This is a genomic window from Rothia sp. HMSC071B01 (assembly GCF_001808945.1).
GTDB lineage: Bacteria > Actinomycetota > Actinomycetes > Actinomycetales > Micrococcaceae > Rothia.
Genome location: NZ_KV795073.1, coordinates 338,317 through 358,852, shown reverse-complemented (window position 1 = coordinate 358,852; position 20,536 = coordinate 338,317). Strand labels below are relative to the sequence as shown.

General features: G+C 59.5%; 17 protein-coding genes. 13 read left to right on the top strand and 4 right to left on the bottom strand.

Going from position 1 to position 20,536, the window contains the following annotated elements:
- The first annotated feature begins 51 nt into the window (after positions 1–51).
- The 3 genes from ptsP (at position 52) to HMPREF2527_RS06400 (ending at position 4,814) form a co-directional block, all read left to right on the top strand.
- Entirely contained in the window at positions 52–1,746 is a 1,695-nt protein-coding gene (gene ptsP, locus HMPREF2527_RS06410) for a phosphoenolpyruvate--protein phosphotransferase (protein WP_012902843.1), read from the top strand.
- 234 nt (positions 1,747–1,980) lie between these two features.
- Positions 1,981–2,259, top strand: a complete 279-nt coding sequence (locus tag HMPREF2527_RS06405; protein ID WP_005504506.1) for an HPr family phosphocarrier protein — start codon at positions 1,981–1,983, stop codon at positions 2,257–2,259.
- A 416-nt stretch (positions 2,260–2,675) separates the two neighbouring features.
- Positions 2,676–4,814, top strand: coding sequence for a threonine/serine exporter family protein (locus HMPREF2527_RS06400; RefSeq protein WP_070507221.1), 2,139 nt, complete (start codon positions 2,676–2,678; stop codon positions 4,812–4,814).
- A 139-nt stretch (positions 4,815–4,953) separates the two neighbouring features.
- Here the strand turns inward: HMPREF2527_RS06400 and HMPREF2527_RS06395 are convergent, their stop codons facing one another.
- On the bottom strand, positions 4,954–5,625 hold the full coding sequence (locus HMPREF2527_RS06395) for a uracil-DNA glycosylase (RefSeq protein ID WP_070507220.1): 672 nt from the start codon (positions 5,623–5,625) through the stop codon (positions 4,954–4,956).
- 211 nt (positions 5,626–5,836) lie between these two features.
- On the opposite strand from HMPREF2527_RS06395, the gene HMPREF2527_RS06390 reads away from it, so the two are divergent.
- The 5 genes from HMPREF2527_RS06390 to HMPREF2527_RS06370 all read left to right on the top strand — a co-directional run bounded on the left by HMPREF2527_RS06390 (position 5,837) and on the right by HMPREF2527_RS06370 (position 11,761).
- Positions 5,837–6,160: a DUF3263 domain-containing protein gene (locus HMPREF2527_RS06390; RefSeq protein WP_012902847.1), complete on the top strand. Its 324-nt coding sequence runs from the start codon at positions 5,837–5,839 to the stop codon at positions 6,158–6,160.
- A 261-nt stretch (positions 6,161–6,421) separates the two neighbouring features.
- Positions 6,422–7,012, top strand: coding sequence for a LytR C-terminal domain-containing protein (locus tag HMPREF2527_RS06385; protein ID WP_070507216.1), 591 nt, complete (start codon positions 6,422–6,424; stop codon positions 7,010–7,012).
- A 411-nt stretch (positions 7,013–7,423) separates the two neighbouring features.
- Positions 7,424–9,046 (top strand): chaperonin GroEL, encoded by a 1,623-nt coding sequence (gene groL / locus HMPREF2527_RS06380; RefSeq protein WP_005504512.1) that lies wholly within the window; start codon positions 7,424–7,426, stop codon positions 9,044–9,046.
- 208 nt (positions 9,047–9,254) lie between these two features.
- A complete protein-coding gene (gene rlmC, locus HMPREF2527_RS06375) occupies positions 9,255–10,391 on the top strand; it encodes a 23S rRNA (uracil(747)-C(5))-methyltransferase RlmC (protein ID WP_070507214.1) in 1,137 nt (378 codons plus the stop codon).
- A 65-nt stretch (positions 10,392–10,456) separates the two neighbouring features.
- Positions 10,457–11,761, top strand: a complete 1,305-nt coding sequence (locus HMPREF2527_RS06370) for a hypothetical protein (protein WP_168160860.1) — start codon at positions 10,457–10,459, stop codon at positions 11,759–11,761.
- Positions 11,762–11,922: 161 nt separating this feature from the next.
- On the opposite strand, the gene HMPREF2527_RS06365 is transcribed toward HMPREF2527_RS06370, so the two are convergent.
- Entirely contained in the window at positions 11,923–12,444 is a 522-nt protein-coding gene (locus HMPREF2527_RS06365; RefSeq protein WP_070507209.1) for a mycothiol transferase, read from the bottom strand.
- Between the two features lie 190 nt (positions 12,445–12,634).
- Between HMPREF2527_RS06365 and HMPREF2527_RS06360 the strand changes: the two genes are divergently transcribed.
- The 4 genes from HMPREF2527_RS06360 to HMPREF2527_RS06345 all read left to right on the top strand — a co-directional run bounded on the left by HMPREF2527_RS06360 (position 12,635) and on the right by HMPREF2527_RS06345 (position 17,006).
- Entirely contained in the window at positions 12,635–14,044 is a 1,410-nt protein-coding gene (locus HMPREF2527_RS06360; protein WP_070507207.1) for an FAD-dependent oxidoreductase, read from the top strand.
- A 306-nt stretch (positions 14,045–14,350) separates the two neighbouring features.
- Positions 14,351–15,052 (top strand): isochorismatase family protein, encoded by a 702-nt coding sequence (locus HMPREF2527_RS06355; protein WP_070507205.1) that lies wholly within the window; start codon positions 14,351–14,353, stop codon positions 15,050–15,052.
- Positions 15,049–15,816 carry an SDR family oxidoreductase gene (locus HMPREF2527_RS06350; protein ID WP_070507203.1) on the top strand — a complete coding sequence of 256 codons (768 nt, stop codon included), beginning with the start codon at positions 15,049–15,051 and terminating at the stop codon, positions 15,814–15,816. The genes HMPREF2527_RS06355 and HMPREF2527_RS06350 overlap by 4 nt, the downstream gene beginning before the upstream one ends.
- Before the next feature lie 86 nt (positions 15,817–15,902).
- Positions 15,903–17,006 carry an isochorismate synthase gene (locus tag HMPREF2527_RS06345; RefSeq protein WP_070507200.1) on the top strand — a complete coding sequence of 368 codons (1,104 nt, stop codon included), beginning with the start codon at positions 15,903–15,905 and terminating at the stop codon, positions 17,004–17,006.
- A gap of 120 nt (positions 17,007–17,126) precedes the next feature.
- Here the strand turns inward: HMPREF2527_RS06345 and HMPREF2527_RS06340 are convergent, their stop codons facing one another.
- Positions 17,127–18,107: a 4'-phosphopantetheinyl transferase family protein gene (locus HMPREF2527_RS06340; protein WP_070507198.1), complete on the bottom strand. Its 981-nt coding sequence runs from the start codon at positions 18,105–18,107 to the stop codon at positions 17,127–17,129.
- Positions 18,108–18,281: 174 nt separating this feature from the next.
- Between HMPREF2527_RS06340 and HMPREF2527_RS06335 the strand changes: the two genes are divergently transcribed.
- On the top strand, positions 18,282–19,742 hold the full coding sequence (locus HMPREF2527_RS06335; RefSeq protein WP_070507196.1) for an RNase H family protein: 1,461 nt from the start codon (positions 18,282–18,284) through the stop codon (positions 19,740–19,742).
- Between the two features lie 231 nt (positions 19,743–19,973).
- Here the strand turns inward: HMPREF2527_RS06335 and HMPREF2527_RS06330 are convergent, their stop codons facing one another.
- Positions 19,974–20,264: a WXG100 family type VII secretion target gene (locus HMPREF2527_RS06330; protein WP_005504526.1), complete on the bottom strand. Its 291-nt coding sequence runs from the start codon at positions 20,262–20,264 to the stop codon at positions 19,974–19,976.
- Positions 20,265–20,536 lie beyond the last annotated feature (272 nt).

Below are 20,536 nucleotides of genomic sequence, written 5' to 3'. Positions count from 1 at the left end.
CGTGAAAAAACACGTTACACTGTAGACAAACCACAGATAGGACATGAATTTATGACTACCTACAAGGGCGTCGGCGTATACGCCGGCCGCGTTATTGGCCCCGTTCTTCAGATGCCTAAGCCCATCGAGGAACCCAAGGACGGTCTGCGTCTGAGCGGTGAGACCGCTGAGGCTGCAGCGCAGCGCATCAAGGACGCTTCGGTCCGCGTGAAGGAAGACCTGCTCGCTCGTGCAGAGCACGCTAGCCGTGACGGCAAGGCTGTTCTGAAGTCTACCTCTCAGATGGCTACCGACCGTGCACTCATCAAGAGCGCTATTAAGCTGGTTGAGACTCAGGAGATGGCTCCCGAGCGCGCTATCTGGGAGGCTGCAACCTCCTTCGCAGACCAGATGGCTGCCCTGGGTGGCTACATGGCTGAGCGCGTCACCGACATCCACGACGTGCGTGCCCGCATTGTTGCTGAGCTGACCGACCAGCAGGCTCCCGGCATCCCCGTTTCTGATGAGCCGTTCATCCTGGCCGCTATTGACCTGGCACCGGCTGACACCGCGACCTTGGACCCCGAGAAGGTTATCGCTCTGATTACCTCTGACGGTGGCCCCCAGGCACACACCGCTATTCTGGCTCGCGGTCTGGGTCTGCCCGCTATTGTGGCGGCTAAGGGCGTGACCGAGATTGCTGACGGCACCGTCGTCTACGTGGACTCCAACGAAGGCATCGTTGACACCGAGCCCACCGACGCTGACCGTGAGGCAGCAATCAAGTACGCAAACCGTAAGCCTGTCGCTGACTTTGACGGTCAGGGTGTGCTGGCTGACGGCACCCGCGTTGAGCTGTACGCAAACGTTGGTGACGGCAAGTCCGCTGAGAAGGCTGCAAGCCTGAAGGCTGAGGGTGTTGGCCTGTTGCGCACCGAGTTCGGCTTCCTGGGCCACGACTCTGAGCCTTCTATCGAGACTCAGGCTAAGACCTACAAGTCCGTGTTTGACGCATTCCCCGGCAAGCACATTGTGGTTCGTACCCTGGACGCTGGCGCTGACAAGCCCCTGCCGTTCCTGAACGTGAACCCCGAGGAGAACCCCGCACTGGGTGTTCGCGGTTTCCGTACTGACTGGACCGTTCCGGGCGTTCTGACCCGCCAGCTGGAGGCTATTAAGGCTGCTTCGGAGAACTCCGACGCGGACATCTGGGTTATGGCTCCGATGATTTCGACCACCTCCGAGGCACGCAACTTCGCGAACATGCTCAAGGAGATCGGCCTGCCCGTTCACGGTGTGATGGTTGAAACCCCCGCAGCTGTGATGAACGCTGAGGCTATCCTGGGCGAGGTCGACTTCGTGTCCATCGGCACCAACGACCTGACCCAGTACACCATGGCAGCTGACCGTCTGCTGGGTGACCTGGCGCACCTGAACAACCCCTGGCAGCCTGCAGTGCTGAAGATGATCAAGATGACTGTTGAGGGTGCTCAGCGTGCATCGGTCACCGCGGGTAAGAAGAAGTACGTGAGCGTCTGTGGTGAGGCTGCGGCTGACCCGGCTCTGGCTGTTGTTCTGATTGGTCTGGGTGTTGACACCCTGTCCATGAACGCTGGCGCTATCCCCGCTGTGGCTGCGGTTCTGAAGTCTGTGACCAAGGAGAAGGCACAGCAGATTGCGGCTATCGCTCTGCAGCAGATTTCTTCTGCTGAGGCGAAGGAGAGCGCACGCAAGGCTCTGCCGATTCTGGATGAGCTGGGCCTCTAAGCCTTAAAACGATTCCGGGTTCTGCCTGCCGCCCCTTGGTGGGGTGTGTTAGGCGGTGCCCGGGTCCATAAAAATGCCGGGTGCGGAGTTTTATTTCTGCATCCGGCATTTTTGTACTTGTTAGCGTACGGCTGAACGGTACAATTTATAGAGTAAGGGCGGGTCCTGAAGCGCCCCGTTCATTTAGAATAGGGACTGATATATTTTTGGTTCCTTGATCAAAGGAGAAACATAATGGCAGAGCGCGAAGCCACTATTGCAAGCCGTGTTGGCCTGCACGCACGTCCGGCAGCTATCTTCGCTGAGGCAGCTGGCGACCTCCCCGTTGAGGTGACCATCGCTGCTAAGGGTGAGCCCGCAGATGAGGCTATGGACGCTGCATCGATTCTGTCCCTGATGTCCCTGGGTGCAAAGCACGGCGACGTTGTTGTCCTGCGCGCTGAGGGCGAAGGTGCTGAAGAGGCTCTTGACTCGCTGGTTAAGATCCTCGAGACCGACCACGACGCTGAGTAATTGACTTTCGCCTCTGAAGTGACCCTGAGCGGTGCGCTTCGGATGCTGTGAAGGCTACAGCCTTAAAGCGTGAATATCCCGTCACTTCGGTGGCGGGATATTTTTTGTTATGAATAATTCATTTTTTATTGAGGCGTGAGTGGGGGGAGATAGGGGATATTTCTCTGCAAATCTTAATGTATATATAACCTTTATTTTTCCTCGAAAATAGCTCTAGAAATATCTCCCAAAATATCTTCTGTGCAGTAATGACCTGGATTTCTCTTCATATCAATGAAGCCTTCTGCCGTAAGTGCCGCAGAGCGCTTTTTGCTCACAAAATCACCGGGCAGAAAAGTGATATTTCTGCTCTTCAGTGCTACCGCAGAATCGTGCCCTTGTTAGACTAAAAAGGCACTGTCTATCTGGGAGGGACATTGGCAGAATCGAGGAACACCCCCGCGACCCCCACATCGCGGGAAGCTTCGCATGCAGACGAAGCGAACACTGCCGCAATGGAAGGAAGCGAGCAGAACACCACCGCGGGCTACATCGCCGGTAAACGCGGTTTTCCCCTGGTTTCACTAGACCAGGTCACCGACGAGAAATTGCGCCGCGTGCTGGCTCAGCATGCTACCTCCGCGACAAGCCAGGAGAGCACCGTCGCTGCAGAAGCTGTCAGCGATGTACTGCAGGAGGCCGCAGCGGATATGGGCATCACCGCGCAGGAGCCGGTTGAGCCCACATGCGACCCCGAACTGACCCCTAACGGCCACGGCGCGCGCACCGTCATTGACCCCTCCCTCGTGCCTGATGACGACCTGGATGCGTACCGTGAGGACTCTAACCCCGTCACATCCAGCAACTTGGTAACTGAGGCAGCGCTGACTCGCCCCTCCCAGCCGGTGCCCATGACCGGCATGATTCCGCAGGTGCCCAACTCTCACGCAGCCCGCCGCTTCGGCGCGGATCCTACCGCAATGCCGAAGACCGGGCCTGTCTCGATGCCCACCACCTCCGTACCGCTGGTTGAGGGCGGCTCTCGCGGCCTGTTTGGGCGCGGTAGCGGTGGTCGCTGGGGTTCGCGTCGCTTCCGCTCCTTCGTGCGCACTGAGGAGGCGGCACCCGCTGCCCCGCGCGGTGCCCAGCGCATCGCGCAGCGCCAGTTCGTGCCGACGATTCGCTCTGAGGAGCATGAGCGCCGTGAGGCGTTCCGCCGTGAGAAGGAGTACGCCCGCGATACTCTGAACTTCACCCTGCGCCTGGCGGAGGCGATGTTCCACTACGGTGCGGATGCAATGGACGTGGACTCGGCGATTATTGCGGTCTCTTCGGCGTACGGGCTGGACTCGGTGGAAGTCGATATTACGAACCAGTCGGTGACCATCAACTACACGTCGGACCCCGATATTTACATGGAGTCCCGCATCGCCAAGCGCAATGCGAATGCTGAGGAGCGCTTCACCCATACCCTGGTGCGTGTGGTGCGTTCCTCTACGGAGAACTACGAGGCGCTTTCTGAAGTGTACGGCCTGATCTACAAGATCACTCGCGGCGGTATGACCCTGGAAATGGCTGATTTGAAGCTGAACCAGATTACGCACCGACCCAAGCCGTTCCCGCCTCTGGTGGTGTGGTTGGCGAACCTGGCGTGTGCCGGAACCCTGACGGCGGCGCTGGGTGCGAGCTTTGCGACGGCGTTGAGCGCGGCGATTATCTTTATTCCGGTGTACCTGCTGATTCAGTGGTTGAGTTCGATTGGCATTCCGGCGTTCTTCCGTATGGCTGCTAGTGCGGGTCTGATGACCTTCTTGGCGATTTGGCTGGGTGGTGAAGGGTCCATTCTTTCGGTGCTGCAGCGTCAAGGGGAGGCGATTTCGGCGCCTCTGGTGGTGGCTGCGGGCATGATTATGTTCTTGCCAACGCCGCGCCTGGTGGGTGCCGTGCAGGACGCGATTAATGGCTTCCCGGTGACGGCTGCGGGTCGTTTCGTGTCTACGGGCATGAGCTTCTTGGGCCTGGTGGTTGGCATTGCGACCGCGGTGAGTGCGATCAATATTTTCAACGGCCCGACCCTGGATATTGAGCAGTTGCGTTTTGAGCCGACGACCCCGCTGGTGGCGTCGTTCTTCTTCCTGGTGGCGATTGCGACCTTTGCGATTACCTTGCAGACGAAGCTGGTGAAGGTCGGGTGGCTGATGGTCATTACGGGCTGCGGTCTGGCGGCGTATTACAGTTATGAGCTACTGGCTGGCCCAAGTACTGGTCGCGGTCCGACGGCGTGTGCGGCGGTTGTGATTGGTGCGTTGAGCACGTATTTTGCGTACCGTCTGCATGTGCCTCAGGCGATTTTCTCAATTCCTGCGATTACGTTCTTGCTGCCGGGTCTGTCGTTCTTCCGCGGCATGTATTTGTTGACGGTTGAGACGGATGTGATTCTGGGTATGCAGAATATGATTACGGCGGTTTCGATTGTGGTGGCGATGGCTTCGGGTGTTGCGTTGGGTAATTACACGATGCAGTACGCGCTACAGCATTTTACGACTCCGCGGAATGTGGAACCGGCAGATTCCTAACCCTATTTTCAAGGGTATATAGCCAATATTGCATATATTGGATGCGGGAAGGGGCGGCAGCTTGCGAGTTCAACTCACAAGCTACCGCCCCTTCGCTACACCCATTGCGCCAGCTTTTACACCGGTTCTTACGCTGCGCCTAGCGGACCGTCCAATCCACCGGCTCCGCACCCTGCTGCACCAGCAAAGAATTCACGGTCGAAAACGGGCGCGAACCAAAGAAACCACGACGAGCAGACAGCGGCGAAGGATGCGCCGACTCCACGCTCGGGTACGGCTGCAACATGGGTGCGCACTTGCGCGCATCCGCACCCCACAGCAGGCCAACCAGCGGCTGGTTACGCGCCACCAGTGCACGGATAGCGCACTCGGTAATCTCCTCCCAGCCCTTGCCGCGGTGCGAACCCGCATCAGACTCGCGCACCGTCAAAACCCTGTTGAGCAGCATGACACCCTCATCAGCCCAACAGGACAGGTCGCCGTGATCAGCCGGGGCAATACCCAGGTCGTCCTCAAGTTCCTTGTAAATATTGTTCAGCGAACGAGGCAACGGCATACCGCGGTGCACCGAGAACGACAAACCCATCGCATTGCCCGGAGTAGGGTAGGGGTCCTGGCCAATAATGAGGACCTTCACCTGGCTCATCGGGCGGCGGAACGCATTGAAAATATCAGCGGCAGGCGGGAAAGTACGATACCCCGCCGCGTGCTCCTCACGCAGGAAAGCGCCCATGGCGTGAATCTGCTCTTCGACCGGGGCGAGTGCTGCCGCCCAATCCTCGCTCATAATGTTGCTGAGGGGCTGGTTCATGAATCTCCTGGGGCTGATGCGACCCGGACGGTGACGGGGCCGGGTGCGGGATGAATACTTCTCCTCTAGACTGAGGTTCTCTTCTAGACTGAGGCTCTCCTCTAGGCTAGGGTTCTCTTCTAGGCTGGGTTTCTCTTCTAGACTAGGGGATGACGAATACACACGCTAGGAGACGCCAGCCGCAGCGGGCGAGCTACAGACAGGAGGGAACGTGTCAGAACAGGAACGCGCTGAAACCGCACAGAGCCAGCCAGAAGCACAGAGCCAATTAGAAGCGCAGAGCCAGGCGGAAATAGAAAACCAGCCGGAAGCCCAGAGCCAACCCGGCGGGCTGACCCCGGTGGAGCGCCGCATCCTTGAGGTGGAGCGCCGCCGCTTCAAGCACCAGGGTTCCAAGGAGAAGGCGATTATCGCCGCCGGTTTCACCCCGATTGCCTACTATCAGCGCCTGAATGTGATGCTCGATGATGAGCGGGTACGCGCCGCAGCGCCGCAGATGATCGACGTTCTGCGCGCCCGCCGAGACGCTGACTAGGGGCTCGAATTGCGGGAGCCGTGCGAGCCTTCCAACTCCTGCATCCAACCCCGCACACCTTAGGTTCAACCAGAGATTGAACACTGTGCGGTGTCCGTCTCTTTCACAGCCGGTTGCGGGGCGTTCACATTGGTTCTCGCTAATTGAGCCGGTACTCTAGGTACTAGAACACCAAGACCGCACCTTCTGCAGCCGCGCCCGCGTGCCAGGCAGGGAGGCACGGTACCAGCCGGTAAACAGAGACCCGTGAAATGAGGATAAATGAGCTCCCCCCGCGACGAATTTGACGAGGTAGACGAAAATACCGCCCGCCGCGGAACCTACCGCGCGGTCAATGCTGACCCGGCAAAGAGCCCCAAGGGCGCTATCCCCCTGGTAGCTGCAGGCGTAGTTGGTCTGCTCATCGGCGGCGCAATGTACGTGTACGCGCCGCGCACCGCCTCCCCGCAGTACTCGGCGTCCACCGCGAAGAGCAGCTCCGCCCCCGCAAGTGCGTCGGCGTCCTCTGCGCCGGCTAAGGCTTCTGCGTCGGCAAGCGCCACGAAGACCGGTCTGGCTGAGTCCATCTCTGTGGCGGTCTACAATGCGGCGGCTCCGGCGGGTAGCGCATCCGGTGCGGCGGCGCAGCTGACCGGTTACACCATCAGCGAGACGGCAAACTACACGGGTGTGGCACCGGCAACCAGCGTGGTCTACTACGCTGAGGGCTACCAGTCGCAGGCGCAGAGTATCGCCTCGAAGCTGGGTATTGCTCAGGTGCGTCAGGCAACCTCCGACGTGCGGATGGGCAACCACGAGGTCATCGTGATTCTGTCCTCGGATTACACCGGCTCCGCTACTGCAGCGGAATAGGTTCGGGCGGTTGCCCCAGTGAATCTAAGTCCGCGAATCTAAGCCCGTGCCCACTGTTTCTGCCATAACGACTTCTGCTCAACCCCATCCGCGCAATTCCACTGATGCGCCGGGTGGGGTTGATGCTTTTAACACCCCTCACGCGCCCCCGGTAGGCACACCGGTAACGCCCCTTTTGGCGGGCTTAATGAGTGCAGATTAAGCACTGGGCGATTAACCCTTCAACCTTGGGCTTAAACGTTTGCTCCATGCCGGTGCGGGTGCCACAATTGATGTAGCGTTCGGGTGCTTTATGCCCTACTCTGCCCGCGCCTCCGTAACCGGGGTGTTGTGGAGGGGCAGCCACCCGATTTTAGATGTACCGCACCCGCAAGGGTGAAGGAAGAAATCCGATCGTCCAGGAGGACACTTATGGCAAAGCTCATTGCTTTTGACGAAGAGGCACGCCGCGGCCTTGAGCGCGGTTTGAACACCCTCGCCGATGCAGTGAAGGTGACCCTCGGCCCCCGCGGCCGCAACGTTGTGCTGGAGAAGGCGTGGGGCGCCCCCACCATCACCAACGACGGTGTCTCGATCGCGAAGGAAATCGAGCTGGAGGATCCGTACGAGAAGATTGGTGCGGAGCTCGTCAAGGAAGTTGCTAAGAAGACTGACGACATCGCAGGTGACGGTACCACCACCGCTACCGTTCTGGCTCAGGCACTGGTTCGCGAGGGCCTGCGCAACGTGGCTGCTGGCGCTGACCCGCTGAGCCTCAAGCGCGGCATTGAGAAGGCTGTTGAGGCTGTGACCGAGGCTCTGCTCTCCTCCGCGAAGGAAGTTGAGACCGAGGAAGAGATTGCCGCAACCGCATCTATTTCCGCTGGCGACGCCGAGATCGGCAAGCTCATTGCTGAGGCAATGGAGAAGGTCGGCAAGGAAGGCGTCATCACCGTTGAGGACTCCAACACTTTCGGTCTGCACCTGGAACTGACTGAGGGTATGCGCTTCGACAAGGGCTTCCTGTCCGGTTACTTCGTGACCGACCCGGAGCGTCAGGAAGCAGTCCTGGAGGACCCCTACATCCTGGTTGTGAACCAGAAGATTTCGAACGTGAAGGACCTCGTCCCCGTCCTGGAGAAGGTCATGCAGTCCGGCAAGCCGCTGCTGATCGTTGCTGAGGACGTTGAGGGTGAGGCTCTGGCTCTGCTGGTGCTGAACAAGATGCGCGGCTCCATCAAGTCCGTTGCTGTGAAGGCTCCGGGCTTCGGTGACCGCCGTAAGGCTCAGATGGCTGATATCGCTATCTTGACCGGTGGCCAGGTCATTACCGAAGAGGTTGGCCTGTCCCTGGACGCAGCAACCCTGGATATGCTCGGTTCCGCTCGCAAGGTCGTTGTGACCAAGGACGAGACCACCATCATTGAGGGTGCAGGCGACGCAGCGGCTATCGAGGGTCGCGTTGCTCAGATTCGCGCAGAGATCGCTAACTCCGACTCTGACTACGACCGTGAGAAGCTGCAGGAGCGCCTGGCTAAGCTCGCCGGTGGCGTTGCTGTGCTGAAGGCTGGTGCCGCAACTGAGGTTGAGCTGAAGGAGCGCAAGCACCGCATTGAGGATGCTGTGCGTAACGCTAAGGCTGCTGTTGAGGAGGGTATCGTCCCCGGTGGTGGCGTTGCTCTGATTCAGGCTGGCGTGAAGGTCTTCGACAAGCTGGAGCTGACCGGTGACGAGGCTACCGGCGCGAACATTGTGCGCGTGGCTATTGATGCACCGCTGAAGCAGATTGCTGCTAACGCTGGCCTGGAGCCGGGCGTTGTGGTTGACCGCGTTCGTTCCCTGCCTGCTGGTACCGGCCTGAACGCTGCGACCGGCGAGTACGAGGACCTGATGGCTGCTGGTATTGCTGACCCGGTGAAGGTGACCCGTTCGGCTCTGCAGAACGCTGCGTCGATTGCTGGTCTGTTCCTGACCACTGAGGCTGTTGTTGCGAACAAGCCGGAGCCCGCTGGTGCGGCTGCTCCCGGTGCGGACGGCATGGCAGGCATGATGTAGTAGAAATTTATCCCTGATGGGGTAAATTTCTACGGAATCCGTGGCACGCGAAGCGTGACACGGTGGTGACCTAACGCTGGTACTCAAACCGGTGCAGGCCCACGCATCCGTATGAGGCGGGGGCGGCTACCCATGAAGGGTGGCCGCCCCCGCTTTTGTGTGCCCATGCGTCCTGTCCCGCCGATGGAGGCGGTAAAATGGTGCCCCTATGGAATGTGCCTATTTTCGTGAAGACCTCTGCTCCTCCTGCCCCAGCATTGAGACCGCCTACACCGCGCAGGTGCAGGCGAAGCAGGAGCACGCCCGCGCCCTGCTTGCCGCGTACCCGCAGCTGCAGTGGCTGGACCCGGTGACCAGTGCGGAGGCGGGCTTCCGCAACAAGGCGAAGCTTGTGGTGGGTGGTTCGGCGAAGAACCCGACCCTCGGCATTGTGGATTACCGTACGGGCGCATCCACTGATCTTGGCGAATGCCCGCTCTATATGGAGCAGATTCAGGCGGTCATTCCGGTGCTGCGTGAGCTGATTCAGCGCGCAGACCTGACCCCCTACGACATTCCGAATCGTCGCGGCGAGCTGAAGAATATTCTGGTGACCGCTTCGGCGGCGGGCGAGCTGATGGTGCGTTTCGTGCTGCGTTCGAAGAAGCTTCTGGTGCCGATTCGCCGCCAAATGGACTGGTTGCAGGAGCGGCTACCGAACCTGGCGGTGCTGTCGGTGAACCTGCTACGTGAGCCGGTGGCGCGTGTTGAGGGTAATGAGGAGATTATCCTGTCGGAGCGTCAGACCCTGCCGATGCAGGTGAACGACCTGACCCTGCACCTGCGCCCGCAGAGCTTCTTCCAGACGAATACGAAGGTCGCTGAGGCGATGTACGCGCAGGGCCGCGAGTGGGTGCGTGAGGTGGCTCCGGGCTCGCTGTGGGACCTGTACTGTGGCGTGGGTGGTTTTGCCCTGCATGCGGCCTCGGTGATGGATGGCGGCTCGGTGACCGGTATTGAGATTAGTGCGGAGGCGGTCGCTTCGGCACAGCGTACGGTTGCTGAGTACGGTTTGAAGGGCGTGAACTTTTCGGCGCAGGACGCGCCGGAGTTTGCGGTGTCTTCGGGCACGGTGCCGCAGATGCTGGTGGTGAATCCGCCACGTCGCGGTATTGGTGAGAGCCTGTGCGCGTGGATTGAGGGTTCGGGTATTGATCGTGTGGTGTATTCGAGCTGTAACGCGGTGACTCTGGCGAAGGACCTGGCGCGCATGCCGTCGTATGCGCCGGTGCAGGGTCGTGTGCTGGATATGTTCCCGCATACGGACCACTACGAGGTCATGGTGCTGCTGCAGCGGCAACTATGATATTAAAAAAATTTTGATAGACGAGTAATGTAATCATAATAAAGTTCGGGGGATGAATAATTTAAATGAGATTTCCAAGAGTTGTTAGGCTGGCTATACCTGTGGGTATATTATTGCTTGTTTTAAGTCTATTTTTGGGAAATGTAGAATTAGCTTGGTCTAATATTATATCCAGTCTTGGAATGAATTCTAGTAATTCCTCTTTATTTGAATTTATGCTACCTCTATTGCAGCCCCTGTCTATTTTATTTATATCTCTAGGATTGTATGAACTTATTCTAGTTGGTTTGGATACATTGTTTTTTTATATTTTTGACAGTAATTCCTGGAAGATGATTCTTAAAGGTCGTACTGAAATTGCTCTGTGGAGAGTGAGAATTACATATCGCTGGGATAAGTTGTATCGATTTTTGAGGCTGTGGTGGTTGCCTATCGCTACTGGAGGTGGGAATGAAGTTTGGAATGGCCTGCATGGAAAAGTGCTTCCTTCATGGTTAAGAAATATAGTTAAAGATATGCTGGTCTTGACTATATTTTTACTTTCGATTCATATCTATCTATCCCTGGGGGTAAATAATCCAATTAAGATTACAGGTAAAGATATTGTGGAAAATTTCCTGAACCTTAAGCTGGATGTGGCTGGGATTTTCTCGAGTCTGCCCCTTGCACTTACTATAATCACATTGCTACCAACTATTTTCTTCTTTTATTTCTATAGTCAAAAAAGAGATATTCGGAAGATTGTAAGTAAGGAGGGTAATAAGCGCCTTGAGGAATCTGTTCTACTGTATGAAGAATTAATGGCGTGGATTGATCAGAACCTGTATAGAATATCAGAAAACTATGACTGTGCTATTTTGAATCAGGAGCATATAGTTGAGTTGAGATTGAAGAAGGTTTTTTCAAACTACTCGTCAGTTAAAAAAGGTTATTCTTATGGAATTTCTAGAATCGATAATTATGGATTTCAAGATATTGATGGAGTGGAAGACATTTCGCAAATTGTTAATAGATTACGGGAGGATAGATTAATTGAATATTCTTGGTTGATTGCGGTACAAAAACATGATATTTGGCGCTTTTATATTGATTTGACACTCCTGGGCGATCCAAAGATTATTAATCGTATACTTTATACGCGTTCTGGAATGGTTGATGATATGTCCAGAAGATCCCGATTCTTGCAAGAAGCTACGGAAGAAATATTAGATGCAAGAAGAAAAGATTCACGTGATGATTTAGCACGGGAGATATATGCAAACCTTAAAAGAATATACGTATTGAAGCGTGGAAGTGATGCCATTAGGAAGTACCTTTACTCGTCAAGGACTGAGAAAGTTCTTGTAAGGGTTCTTCAAAAGGAAAAGTAGCGAGACACCTGACCTCAGATGGAAAATGTCATTCATGTCCATAAGCGAATATAAACTGGCCTCTTAGGAGAGACTACGTAAAAATCGGTGGCGCCTCGGATACAACCATCCGAGGCGCCACCGCCTTTTCGTTCCCCTCTAGCGGGCGTGAAATCCTAATCCTACGCCGCGAAATCCTGCGCGGCGAGAATACCCGCCGCGTACGCCGCCTGACCCACGTGCTGGGTTGCGTCGTCAATCAGGCTGACCAGGCGCATACCGCGAGTTACCGGCGGAGTCCACGAACGGTCAATAATCTCGCTCAAATCAGCCTCGCTCAGTGTCTGCGCGTAGTCGGCAAGCGCCTCGTCGGTCGCCACAAGGTATTCCACCAGCAGGGCAGAATCTTCAACCACAATGGAGCGTGCTTGCTCGGCGGTGTGGCCGTAGCCCATGGTGTCGCCGAGCTCGCCCAGGTTGAAACGCTCCCTGAAACCCTGAGTCTCCCAGACCTGCGGCTGACCATTCAGAGCAGAAAGCTGCATGTCCATTTGTCGTCCGGCATGCCAGAGCAGCCAGGCGATAGAGTTCGGGTGCCCGCACGGGTGGGCGTTGAGCGCCTCCGCTGATAGCCCTTTGACGGCTACGGCGGCCTCGATGCCGGGGCGGCTGGCGGCGTCACGCAGAATATCGTGGGTTTTCATAAAGTCCTCCTGAAAATGTTGGCTGCTCGTAGGCTGGCTTCTCGTAGGGAGCCGGGTAGTTTCAGTCTACGCCCGCACGGGCTGAGGGGCGGCTGGGGCCAAGAAAAAATGTGGCGCGCGGGAATAATACTCATTTCTTCCCGTTGAACTCTGTGAAGAGATCATCATCTAAATTTCACAGGAGAATATTATGACCACCCCCGCTCAGCTGCACTTTGACATGGTCGTCATTGGCTTCGGCAAGGGCGGTAAGACCCTCGCCGGCGCATATGCGAAGACCGGTAAGAACGTTGCCCTCATCGAACAGTCCACCGGCATGTACGGCGGCACCTGCATCAACATCGGTTGCGTACCCACCAAGGCGCTCGTACACCGCGCCGACGAGTTCCGCGCCAGCGGCGAGCGCACCCTTGAAGAGGCAAACGCCGCCTACGAATCCGCCGTGGTTTTCCGTGACAAACTGACCGGCATGATGCGCGCCAAGAACCGCGAGATCCTGCTGTCCAACGAGACTGCCAAGCTCATTGACGGTCACGCACGCTTCATCTCCGACACCGAGGTTGAGGTCACCGCGGGCGAGGACACCCTGCGCGTTACCGCCGACTACTTCATCGTCAACACCGGCGCCGTGTCGGTCATCCCGCCGATTGAGGGCGTCCGCGAATCTGAGCGTGTGCTCACCTCCACCGAGCTGCAGAAGCTCACCCCGCGCCCCAAGCGCCTGGGCATCATCGGTGGCGGCCCCATCGGTGTTGAGTTTGCCGGTATTTTCTCCTCCTACGGCACTGAGGTAACCATTCTGGACGGTGCCCCCGCCCTCTTCGGACGCTACGATGAGGACGTTGCCCAGGTTGCCCGCGAGATTATCGCAGATCAGGACATTACCGCTCATACCGGCGTGCGCGTGCAGTCCTTCAAGGACGGCGCTGACTCGGTGACCGTGACCTACCTCGACTCCGAGGGTGCTACTCAGCAGCTGGAGGTGGACTACGTGATGGTTGCGACCGGCCGCAAGCCCGCCACCGAGGGTCTGGGCCTGGAGAACACCAGCATCGAAACCAACGACCGCGGCGCAATTGTCGTGGATGAGCACCTGCGCAGCACCGTGCCGAACATTTTCGCGCTCGGTGACGTGAACGGCGGCCCGCAGTTCACCTACATTTCGCTGGATGACTACCGCGTGGTGCTCTCCCAGCTGGTCGGTGACGGTTCCCGCTCCACCAAGGACCGCAAGGCAGTGGCTTCGACCATCTACATGAACCCGCCGCTGTCTTCCGTAGGCCTGACCGAGCGTGAGGCAATTGAGGCTGGCCACAAGGTGAAGGTCGCTTCGAAGCCTGTTGCCGCGGTTGCCGCGATGCCGCGCGCGAAGACCCAGGAGAACCCGCGCGGCATCATGAAGTTCGTGATTGACGCGCAGACCGACCAGATTCTGGGTGCCCAGCTGCTGGTAATCGAGTCCATGGAGGTTATTAACCTGGTGGCTCTGGCGATGCGCCACGGCATTACTGCTTCGCAGCTGCGCGATGAGATTTACACTCACCCCTCGATCACTGAGGGTCTGAATGAGGTTCTTGCTGTCGCGGCGCCCGTGAACTAGTTGAACTAGAATCGCGTCTGGATTCGCGGTTCGTATAGCGTTTCTGCTTGTCTGAGTGCTTCCCTGCCCGTTCCGCCCGTTGTGCTGTCAACGGAGGTGCGGGTGGGGAAGCATTTTTGTTAAGGCTCATATATACCTAGTAGCTAAGCATGCCCTAAGATGGTTATGAGATAAGCGCAAGCTCGCCGATTGGGTGGTCAGCGCGAGAGGGCTCGGAGGAGACACCCACTCGCTGCTACACCAACCACAGTGCATCGCCTGCGCCGCGCATACAACCGAAAACCAAAGGCACGAACCGGGAGAATCATGGCACTGCCCAAAATCAAGCCCTACACCTACGTCGACCGTGAACACAGCAACCGAGTGAGCTGGCCCGTGGACCCCTCCCGCGCTGTACTGCTCGTGCACGACATGCAGGTACACTTCGTCCAGGCTTTCGAAGGGGCCAACCTGGGTGAGGGTAACGATAACCCGGACGCCCAGATTAACATCGCCATTCGGAACCTGCGCCGCCTCATTGATGCCGCCCACGCCGCCGGAATCCCGGTCTACTACACCGCGCAGCCGCCGCGCCAGAACCCCGAAGACCGCCGCCTGCTCATCGACTTCTGGGGCGACGGTCTGCAGAATGACGAGTCTGCCCGCGTGCTCGACGCACTTGCACCCACCGACCGCGACACCGTGCTGACCAAGTGGCGCTACTCCGCGTTCGTGCGCAGCCCCTTCGAGGACCTGCTCAAGGAGTCCGGTCGCGACCAGCTCATTATCGGCGGCGTGTACGCGCATATTGGCTGCCTGACCACCGCCCTGGAGGCGTTCATGCGCGATATTCAGCCGTTCATGGTCGCGGATGCGCTCGCCGACTTCTCGGAAGGTGAGCACCGCACGGCGTGCGAGTACGCTTCGGGTCGTTGCGCCCGCGTGCTGAACACCGCCGATGTACTTGCCGACCTGCATGCTGCAGAAGGTGCTGAGAAGGCTGAGACTGCTGAGGAGGCGCGCGCATGAGCTGGGTCATTGTGACCGGCGCGAACGGCGGTATTGGTGAGGCAACCGTCCACCAGCTCATCAAGAACGGTTATTCGGTGTTTGCGGCTGACCTCGCGGAGCAGCCCATTGCCTCCTTCGGTACCTACGGGGACGCGATCTTCCGCTACCGCGCCGTAGACGTTACGAGCGAAGAGTCCGTCACCGCCCTCGCCAACGCTGTAGCGGCACTCGACGAACCCATCACCGGCGCGGTGCTCGCCGCGGGCATCGCCCACAGCCAGCCGCTACTGGAAACCAGTTTCGCCACATGGAAGCGTCTGCACGCGGTCAACTCCGACGGCGTGTTCCTGTGTCTGCGCGAATTCGCGCGCATCATGATTGACCAGCAGGAGAGCGACCCGGCGAACAGCCGCTCCCTGGTGACGGTCGCCTCCAACGCGGCACGTGTGCCCCGCGCGGAGTTTGGTGCCTACGGTGCGTCCAAGGCCTCGGCAGCACGCGTGAGTTCCAGCTTCGGTCTGCAGCTTGCCGCGCACGGTATTCGCGTGAACTCGGTCTGCCCCGGCACCACCCGAACCCCCATGGTGACTGACGCCTGGGAGGGCGAGGACCGCTCCGCCCTGCCGGTTGCCGGTAACCCGGAAACCTTCCGCCTGGGCATTCCGCTGCGCCGTATTGCCGACCCGGCGGATATTGCGGCGGTCAACGCCTTCCTCATCTCGGAGGCGGCCCGCCACATCACCATGCAGGAGATTGTCGCCGACGGCGGTGCGACCCTCTAACGGTACTCCGAGCCCGGACTGTACCCGCGCCCGCATATATCCTAAATGCTTCTGGCGCGAACCCGCACACCACTGATAGAAGTACGATGACGAACCTTCCCGACTTTATCTTTGCCACCGGCACCCGCGTCCTGCGCGCATCCGGTGCGATGACCCCTGTCACCTTCGATAATGCCCTGGACGAGGCGAAACGTGCCGGTAGCGCCGTCGTGGGCCTGATTCCTTTTGACCCGGATATGTCCGCCTACCTCTTCGTGCCCGAACGCCTGGAGGAGCAGCAGGTGCCGGTCCCCGAGCAGACCGTGGCGCTTGCCGAGCCGGTATCGGTCACCGGTCGGCAGAACGACCGGTTCCGTGCCGCCGTGGCGACCGCCGTGGAGCGTATGAAGGCGGGTGAGCTGAGCAAGATTGTGCTTTCGCGTGTGCTCACCGCCCACTACGCACCCGGCGCCCTCAACCTGGAGGCGCTGTACAACAACCTGCGCGCCCAGCAGCGTTCCGCATTCAACTTTGCGGTGCGCCTGCCCGAGGGCGAGCGCGGAATGAACGGAAGCTACCTGATGGGTGCCTCCCCGGAGCTGGTGTTCCGCACCGAGGGCCGCGCCTTCAAGACCCACCCGCTTGCCGGTAGCGCCCCGCGCATTGCCGAGCCCGGTAGCGCCGAGGACGAGGCGATTCGTGACCGCCTGTTCGCCTCGCCGAAGGACCGCCACGAGCACGCCTACGTCATCAACGATATTGCCAAGCGCCTGGCACCCATCGCCGAGGAGCTGAACGTACCGCAGGTGCCCTCGCTGCTACAGACCCCGCAGCTGTGGCACCTGGCGACCCCCATCGACGGCGTGCTGAAGGAGGGGCTGACCTGCCTGGACGGTGCCCGCGCGATCCACCCGACCCCCGCGATTTGCGGTGCCCCCACTGAGAAGGCGCTGGAACTGATTCGCCAGCTGGAGTCTTTCGAGCGCCGCTACTTTGGCGGCCTGGTTGGCTACATGGACGCCGAGGGTAACGGCGAGTGGGCGCTGGTGCTGCGTTGCGCCCAGGTCAGCCCGGAGGAGGCGGTGCTGTACGCCGGTGCGGGTATTGTGGCTGAGTCCGACCCAGAGCTGGAGCACACCGAGACCGGTACGAAGCTCGGTAGCTTTGGCCGCGCCCTGGGCGTGGATACCCTGGGTGAGGATACCCCTTAGGCTCTGCCACGAACGCCTTGACGAGGCAGAATACAACGACTGAATAAAACGACGGAACGCGCTCGCTGGCATGGCGGGCGCGTTCCGTCGTTGTATCAGGTGTTAGGGGATTGAGCGCGACTAATCGGTGAGCAGGCGCTTGAGCTCCAGGGGAGTAGCCACCGGCAGAAGCTGAGCCTCAACCTGCGCGGGCTCACCCTCGGCAGGGTTCTCCACTGCCAGGGCGATGAGCATCTTCTGGGCGTGCTCGGGGTTCTCCGCATCGGGCAGTGCCACGGGTACCCACTGCAGGCTAAAGCTCCGCTCGATAGCCTCGCCGCCCTGAGCCGCGGGCGCGCTAAAGGTCGCTTGGGCGGTCAAGCTGTCCTGAGTCAGTACGCGCAGGGCGGTCGGCTCGGGAGCGTTGCTGCTCAGAAGGTCACCCGGGACCTCCTCGTTCATGGCAAGTTCGAGCGCATCCAGCAGTGCATCGGTGAGCTGCACCCGAACCAGGGAAGGCACCACGCTCAGACCGTGGCCGGTCGCCTTGAGCACAGCCTCCTTAGCGGTCCACAGCGCCACCGAGAGTAGATGCAGTACGGGCGCGGGGCGTTCCTGCGCCACCCGCTCGTAGAACGTACGTTCTTCATTGGAGAGTGCCAGACGCGCAAAACCGGAGAACAGGCGCGCATCCAGAGTCTCAACATCCACACCGAGCACCGCCGAGGGGTTACGGCTAAACGCACCCACGACCAGCGGATTCACCTGCGACATATTGAAATTTACGCCCGCAATACGCGGCTTACCATGCTTCTTACCGCTGGTGCACAGGGTGCAGGAACGATCCACCTCAATCTCAGAAGCGGCACTGGATGGCACATCCAGACGCGCCGCCGCCATGGCGCGCATAAGCGCCTGAGTGCTCAGGTAGCTGACCGCCGCCGTGGAGGTCGGCAACTGCGCCGCATGCTGCTGCTCAGCAAGCCCCAGGTAGCTCAACCAGCTAAAACGCAGGGAGCCGTACATCGTGCGGGTGGGAAGAGCGAAAATCTGCACGCGCTCGCTCGGACGGGGGCGCTCCGGGTGCTGTGCGCTGGGTGTTTCGGGGGCAGAATAGCTCATAGGTTTAGTGTACCCGCCCGGCATTACGGCAAATGGCGCTACAAGTCTGCTTGAGGTTGTCCACAGCTGTAACCGCGCGCTACGCACCCTCGCCGCCGGTGCGGTAAAGTCATCACAGACATCATTACGGACAGCCGCCCGCACGATAGAGCGGCGGCGCAGAAAGAAGGCACCGTGAACAGCACGCAAGAGATCATTGCCGCCGCAGACGGCTCGGCGCTGGGCAACCCCGGACCGGCGGGCTGGGCATGGTATATCGACGACGACCACTGGGCGAGCGGCGGCTGGGCGCACGGCACCAACAACATGGGTGAGCTCAAGGCGGTCCTGGACCTGTTCGAGGCGACCGCATCCCGCCCGGAGGCGAAGCTACGCGTGTACTGCGATAGCCAGTACGTCATTAACTCGCTGACCAAGTGGATGCCCGGCTGGAAGAAGAAGGGCTGGAAGAAGTCTGATGGCAAGCCCGTGCTCAACCGCGATCTTCTGGAGGCGCTGGATCAGGCGCTGACCGGCCGCGACTACGAGTTTATTTGGGTGAAGGGCCACGCCGGTCACGAGCTCAATGAGAAGGCGGACTCCCTGGCGAATGGTGCCGCGCGCGCCTATCAGGAGGGTCGCGAACCTGCGCACGGCCCCGGCTTCGGTGCCTCTGCTGAACCTGCGGCTGCGGCTGTGGAGCTTGTGGCTGTTGAAGCGCCGATTGTGAATGCTCCGGCTGCAGAACCTGCACTCTCTGACGTTGCCCTCTCTGAGGTTGCGCTCTCTGGGGCAGCGCCCTCCGAGTCTTCCGCGGACGCTCACCTGCCCGTGCAGGAATTCACCGCAGCCGAGATTGAGAACGCCCAGCGCGGCGTGGAGAGCCTGCGCCTATCAGGTCTGCTGCGCCCCGCCTCCGCGGTGAACGCCCCCGACCCGGAGGCGGTCCGCACCCGCAAGGAACAGCTGGCGCTCGCGGCGGAGCGTGCCGCTGAGCGTGACGCAAAGGCGCTGGCGCGCCAGCAGGAGACCGCTCAGCAGGCATCGAACGCCGCGCAGGCGGAAGAAGAGGATGACCTGACCGGTCTGGAAGAGTTCGCGGGTATGGACCCGAACGATGTTGACCCGGCGGAACTGCTGGGCGAGACGGAAGCGCACGCAGAAGAGCAGGCGGTAGATCCGGCCGCGGAGCCCGCCGCGGCGCCCGCACAGACCGTAGAGTCCGCTCAGGTTGAGGCACCCGTGGAGGAAGCGCCCGCTTCTGCTCCCGCGCGCACCGCTCCCGCCGCGTCTGCTCCGAACCCCGCTGTCCTGAACCCTGAGGAAGCCTCCGCCGCAGAACAGCTGCTCGAAAGCCGCGGCTCCGCCATGGAAGCAGCGCAGCTGGAATCCATGCTGCACGAGCGACTGGTGTGGGTGACCGCCACCGGCAAGTCGGTGTCCCGCTCCTCGGTGCTGCAGTACCGTGAACGCGCCTTCACCCAGCAGGGTGCCCCGCTCAAGCAGGGCGTGCAGGTGCTGGATTCTTCTAGCGTGCTGGTCATGGCGGCGGTTGCCACCGCGCGCGGCCGCGTGAGCCGTTCAAGTATCTGGCATTACGACGCTGAGCGCGGCCTGTGGCGTTTGCGTTTCCGCCAGGAGACCCCCGCCTCCTAAAGCTGAGCTCCTAACGCTCAGCTCCTAAGGATTGGGCTCTTGAGCCCAAAGATTTCCGTGCAATAAAACCCCGCCGCATCCTCAATTGCGAGGATGCGACGGGGTTTTCTCAATAAATGTTCGCCGCCTTCTGGCGAATCTGGCGGGCGGTGTGCCGTGCGGCCGGACCTTTTAGCCGCCCGGTCTACCGCCTGCCTGCGGGTGGGCTTCTGGGCTTATTGCCCTGCCCCCTTAGCCGACGAACATGGAGGCGTTAGCCTGCTCGGTGTCTGCGTAGTTCACACCTGCGCGGGTGAGTGCCTCGTTGATCTGGGTGATGGATGCTTCGACCTGGCGCTGGGTTGCGTGCCACTGGTCCAGTACGCCCTGGAAGTTAGCGGATGCAGAGCCGGTCCAGGAGCTCTGCAGATCGTGCAGGGATGCGGTCATACCGTTGACGTCTGCGGTGATGGATGCGACGTAGGATCGTGCCTGTGCGCTCTTGGCTGCGATGACTTCGGAATCGACATTGAACTGTGCCATGGTTTTCTCCTTTGAGATATGTGAGATGGGTGGGGCGGTTGCCCCGTGGTGGTGCTTGGGGTTTGGATCTCTGGAAGGGTTGAGTTCCTGACCGGAAGCTTGTTATCACTATATCTTTCAAAATGCATCAAATAAGCTAAAAAATGATGTTTCGATAAATCTGTGGATAAACCCGCCAGATTCACTCCAGCACCTCGAAAAAATCGAAAACCCTCCCGAAAATGACGCCGCCATGACGCACACGAGGTTGCCCCCGCTGTTCTTGAGCCGCG